Raw genomic sequence first — 456 nt, forward strand, 5'->3', positions numbered from 1 at the left:
GCTATGTCTCTTGAGGCTATTACAGCTACTGCATCACCTTTTTCTACGCCTTCTTGAATCAGGTATGCTGCTACTTGATTGGAGCATCTATCCAGTTCACTATAGGTTAGTTGTTCTTCTTTGTCTTTTACAGCCACTTTTTCTGGTGTTTTTGCCATCTGTCTTTTTATCAATTCTACAAGTGTGGTTTCTTCTATTTCCTTTTGAGTGTCGTTGTATTGGTTTATAAAGTTTTGGTCTTCTTCTTTTATGTTGAATGTGTATTCTTTCTTGTTTATGATGCTTTGTATTACTTCTACATATTGTCTGAACATCATTTCTATTGTTTGTTCTTCAAATATGTCTTGAATGTAATCCCATACAATGCTTAATTGTCCATTGCGTTGTGCTACCTGATTGTCTAAGTATACTTGTGATGTCTGGGTTATTCCTTGGAATTCTTCCATTATTGGTTCA

At 34.9% G+C, this 456-nt stretch carries 1 protein-coding gene; it reads right to left on the reverse strand.

Annotation, left to right across the window (positions count from 1 at the left end; translation table 11 throughout):
* A partial coding sequence (locus QMG30_RS24835; protein WP_281819918.1) for an AMP-binding protein occupies window positions 1-456 on the reverse strand: 456 nt, incomplete at both ends.

This window comes from Vallitalea longa (assembly GCF_027923465.1).
Classification (GTDB): Bacteria; Bacillota; Clostridia; order Lachnospirales; family Vallitaleaceae; genus Vallitalea; species Vallitalea longa.